Below are 3,959 nucleotides of genomic sequence, written 5' to 3'. Positions count from 1 at the left end.
CCGCGAGGCAGGCGCCGACCATGCCGCCGCCGATGATCAGCAGATCGAAATCGGGTTTCATCGCGACCTCAGACGCGCGCCGCGCGCCAGTCGCGGAATCCGGCCCGCGGCGCCGAGCGACAACTGGGACAGCGCGTCCTTCGCCGCAGGCATCAGATCGAATGCGAGCAGGCCGATGTTCCGCGCCAGCTTTGCGGCACCGAGCGGCTGGGTGAACAACCGCACCAGGCCATCGGTGAATCCGACGATCTTCCGGCTATCGGCGGTCCGCCATTCGCGATACCGCCCCAGCAGCAGGGCGTCACCGGCGTCGAACTTGCTCTGATCTCCGGCTGCTTCCAACGCATCCGCCAGGACTTCGGCGAGGCTCGCTGCGTCGCGCAGCCCGAGATTGAATCCTTGGCCTGCGATCGGATGCAGCGACTGCGCGGCATTGCCAACGACCGCGAGCCGCGGCGCCGCATGCTCATCAGCCCGCGTCAGCGACAGCGGATAGAGATGGCGGGCGCCGACCCGCGTGAATCGTCCGAGCCGGAAACCGAATGCCTGCTGCAGTCGATCGAGAAAGGCCGCGTCGTCGAGGTCGCGTACCTGTTCTGCGACTTCGGGGGCGAAGGTCCAGATCAGTCCGACACGACCCTCCGACACGGGCAGCAATGCCAGCGGCCCCTGCGGGGTGAAGCGTTCGTAAGCAACGTAGTCGTGGAAGCGTTGCGTAAAGACGTTGGTGACGAGCGCGTGCTGCTGATAGTCCCAGGTCGTCGCGCCGATGCCGGCCGATTTCCGGACCACCGATTTCGCGCCATCGGCCGCAATCACGAGCCTGGCCTGGATCGTGACCGAGGCATCGGCGCCGGTTTCGCAACGCAGTTCGCGGTAATCGTCTTTCAGTTCGGAGCTTACGACGCGCGCCGGCGCCAGCAGCGTGACCGCTTCCTCCTGCAATCGCTGCCAGAGTGCTGCCCCCATGTCCCGGTTGATGACGACGAAGCCGAGCGCCTGCAGGTGCTGCTCCTCGGCATCGATGCGCGCGAAGGCGAAGCGACCCTGATCCGAAATGTGGATGCGCTTGATCGGCGTGGCTTCACGTTCGAGCAGCGGCCAGACATCGAGCCCTTCGAAAATCCGGCGACTGCCGTTCGACAGTGCGGTGGTGCGATCGTCGAAGCTCGGCTGATCGACACTGCCGAACGGCTGCGACTCGATCAGCACGACCTTGAGCTTGAGATCGGCCAGGGCCAGCGCCAGGCTGGCGCCGACGAGGCCTCCGCCGGCGATGGCGACATCGACCTTCATGCGGCGTGCATCAGCTTTTCGATGTCGTCCGCTTCCTTGACCAGGCCCTCGGTCAGGACTTCGCAACCATTCGCAGTCACCACGACATCGTCCTCGATGCGAATGCCGATGTTCCACCAGCGCTTTGCGACCCCGGCCGTTCCGGCAGGAATGTAGATGCCGGGCTCGACGGTCATCGCCATCCCCGGCTCGAGTACACGCCACTGTTCACCGACCTTGTAGTCGCCGACGTCATGCACGTCCATGCCGAGCCAGTGGCCGGTGCGATGCATGTAAAACTTGCGATACGCACCATCGCGAATCAGGTTGGGCACCTTGCCCTTCAGCAATCCCAGCTTCACCAGGCCCTGCGTGATCGCCTTCACCGCGGCATCGTGGGGTTCGTTCCAGTGATTGCCCGGACGGGTCTTGGCGATCGCTGCACGCTGGGCCTCGAGCACGACCTCGTACAGCGCGCGCTGTTCCGGCGTGAAGCGTCCACCCACTGGAAATGTGCGCGTGATATCGGACGCGTACAGCTCGTATTCGCAGCCCGCATCGATCAGCAGCAGGTCGCCGTCCTTCAGTTCGTCGGAATTTTCGTGGTAGTGCAGGATGCAGCCGTTCGCGCCGCCGCCGACGATCGGGTGATAGGAGATGTCCGCGTTGCTGCGCCGGAACTCGTGCAGCAGTTCCGCCATCACTTCGTATTCCATGCGTCCGGGGCGGGTGAACTGCATGGCGCGTTTGTGCGCCGCGACGGCGATGCGGGCGGACTGGCGCATCGCCTCCAGCTCGGGACGAGCCTTGTAGAGGCGCATGTCGTGCAGCAGATGATCCAGCGCCACGAACTCCTGCGGCGGCAGGATGCCGGTGCGGGACTGCGACTTGAGTTGATTGACCCAGCCGATGACGCGCTGGTCGAAGTCCTGATGCAGACCCATCGTGTAGTAGACGCGGGAACAGTTCTCCATCAGGTGCGGCAGGATGTCGTCGATGTCGCCGATGGGAAACGCATCGTCGGCGCCGTAATCGCGGGTTGCACCTTCCGGTCCTGCTCGGCGTCCGTCCCAGGTTTCGCGGGTCGGATCGCGATCGCGAACGAACAGGACGTATTCGGCCTGCGGGCGACCGGGAATCAGCACGGCAACCGCTTCGGGTTCGCCGAATCCCGTCAGGTAGTAGAAATCGCTGTCGGGCCGGTAGTGATACAGCACGTCGTTGTTGCGCGGTCTTTCCGGCACGGCAGGCAGGATGGCGATGCCGCCCTTGCCGATCATCTTCATGAGCTGGCGGCGGCGGCGAACGAACTCGGTTTTACGCATGCGGTAGGAAATGACGGGTGGTGTCAGGCCGGCGCGGTCAGTGCAGGGATTCCGGGTCCTCATCGAGATCGTCGTCGGACTCTTCGACGGCGACGTCGGTATCGCTGCGCACCGCATCGAGTTCATCGTGGATGAGCTGCGTCGCGGCACGGATGTATTCGACCACTTCCGTATAGGCCTCTTCGTCTTCTTCGGCATTGCCGCTGGGATCGACCTCGGCGCGGCTGATGTTGGTGAAGTCGAGCAGGATTTCATCGATGCTCTTCGGCATGCGCTCGGGCTGCAACGGACGGGCCGTCCCGAGTCCGTATAGAAACCCCTGACACCATTGCGAAAGCGCAGACGTCCTCTGCTCCAGCGGCACGCCGTCATCGGGCAGGAATGGCTGGAAATCCATGTCGTCGCCACGCAGCGCCCGCACCGTATCCTGGTACAGAAGGCGCATCGTCTGCGCGACATCGTCGGCAACGCCCTCGCCTTCCTCGACCGGCACGAGTTCCTCGAGCCAGCGATCCAGCGAGTAGTCATCGCTGACACACAGCGCACCGCACAGGCATCCATGACCTTCGGCGACCGGCACGGTCGAGCCGGCGCTCTGCATGACGCTGACGATTTCGGGGAATGTCACCTGCAACATGGGGTTATGTTAGCACTGGTCCGCCCGCGCCCGTCGTTCGCCGAAGCACATGATGCATGCGATCGCGTGTTTGACCGTGTGTAGTTCGCCGCCCATAATCCAGGCCGTGAGCGAATCCAGACAAAACACCGTCGGTCATGAACTGGAACTCCTCGAGCACCGGCTCGGAGAACTCGTCACTGTGGTGGCGCAGCTCAGGGAAGAAAATCGGGCGCTGCGTCAGCGTCTCGATGGACTGACGACCGAACGCGCGACCCTGCTGCAGAAGAACGAGCAGGTGCGCACGCGCGTCGAAGCCATGATCGGCCGCCTGAAGGCAATGGAGCACGGCACATGAGCGATCGGACAGTGCGAGTCAGCGTCCGGATTCTCGAAAAGGAATACCAGGTCGCGTGCCTGCCCGAAGAGCGCTCGGAACTTCTCGACTCGGCCGAATATCTCAACCTCAAGATGCGCGAGATACGCGACGGCGGGAACATCATCGGCCTGGATCGCATCGCCGTCATGGCCGCACTGAACCTCACCAACGAACTGCTGCGCATGCGCAAGCAGGGCGATGGCGGCGGCAGCGAAGTCACTCCCCGGGTGCGACAGATGCGCGAACGGGTCGAAGCGACGCTCGCCAAAGGTCAGCAGCTCGATTTGTAACGGCCTGGAAATTCGATGAGGCGCCCTCAATCACGGGGAACCCCTCATTGTTACCAGCGATTCGTTGTTAGTAG

General features: G+C 63.5%; 5 protein-coding genes. 2 read left to right on the top strand and 3 right to left on the bottom strand.

Annotated elements, in window-relative coordinates:
* Window positions 1-57: 57 nt before the first annotated feature.
* Genes ubiH through V7D81_RS20155 form a run of 3 tightly spaced genes read right to left on the bottom strand, consistent with a single transcriptional unit; the run spans window position 58 to window position 3,228 of the window.
* Window positions 58-1,296: a 2-octaprenyl-6-methoxyphenyl hydroxylase gene (gene ubiH / locus V7D81_RS20165; RefSeq protein WP_324319652.1), complete on the bottom strand. Its 1,239-nt coding sequence runs from the start codon at window positions 1,294-1,296 to the stop codon at window positions 58-60.
* Entirely contained in the window at window positions 1,293-2,600 is a 1,308-nt protein-coding gene (gene pepP / locus V7D81_RS20160; RefSeq protein WP_349257701.1) for a Xaa-Pro aminopeptidase, read from the bottom strand. Before pepP ends, ubiH begins: the two co-directional genes overlap by 4 nt.
* 37 nt (window positions 2,601-2,637) lie before the next feature.
* Window positions 2,638-3,228 carry a UPF0149 family protein gene (locus V7D81_RS20155; RefSeq protein ID WP_324319654.1) on the bottom strand — a complete coding sequence of 197 codons (591 nt, stop codon included), beginning with the start codon at window positions 3,226-3,228 and terminating at the stop codon, window positions 2,638-2,640.
* Between the two features lie 115 nt (window positions 3,229-3,343).
* Between V7D81_RS20155 and V7D81_RS20150 the strand changes: the two genes are divergently transcribed.
* Together V7D81_RS20150 and V7D81_RS20145 are read left to right on the top strand one after the other, a co-directional pair.
* Window positions 3,344-3,574, top strand: a complete 231-nt coding sequence (locus tag V7D81_RS20150) for a TIGR02449 family protein (RefSeq protein ID WP_324319648.1) — start codon at window positions 3,344-3,346, stop codon at window positions 3,572-3,574.
* Window positions 3,571-3,885, top strand: coding sequence for a cell division protein ZapA (locus tag V7D81_RS20145; protein WP_324319646.1), 315 nt, complete (start codon window positions 3,571-3,573; stop codon window positions 3,883-3,885). Before V7D81_RS20150 ends, V7D81_RS20145 begins: the two co-directional genes overlap by 4 nt.
* The last annotated feature ends 74 nt before the right edge of the window (window positions 3,886-3,959 follow it).

This window comes from Povalibacter sp. (assembly GCF_036735925.1).
Classification (GTDB): Bacteria; Pseudomonadota; Gammaproteobacteria; order Steroidobacterales; family Steroidobacteraceae; genus Steroidobacter.
Note: the sequence above shows the minus strand (reverse complement) of the source record. Positions and strands in the feature narration are given on the sequence as shown.

Bases quoted from the DNA above. Each gene is read 5' to 3' on its own strand.
- ubiH (WP_324319652.1), bottom strand. From the start codon at position 1,296: ATGAAGGTCGATGTCGCCATCGCCGGCGGAGGCCTCGTCGGCGCCAGC.
- V7D81_RS20145 (WP_324319646.1), top strand. From the start codon at position 3,571: ATGAGCGATCGGACAGTGCGAGTCAGCGTCCGGATTCTCGAAAAGGAA.
- pepP (WP_349257701.1), bottom strand. From the start codon at position 2,600: ATGCGTAAAACCGAGTTCGTTCGCCGCCGCCGCCAGCTCATGAAGATG.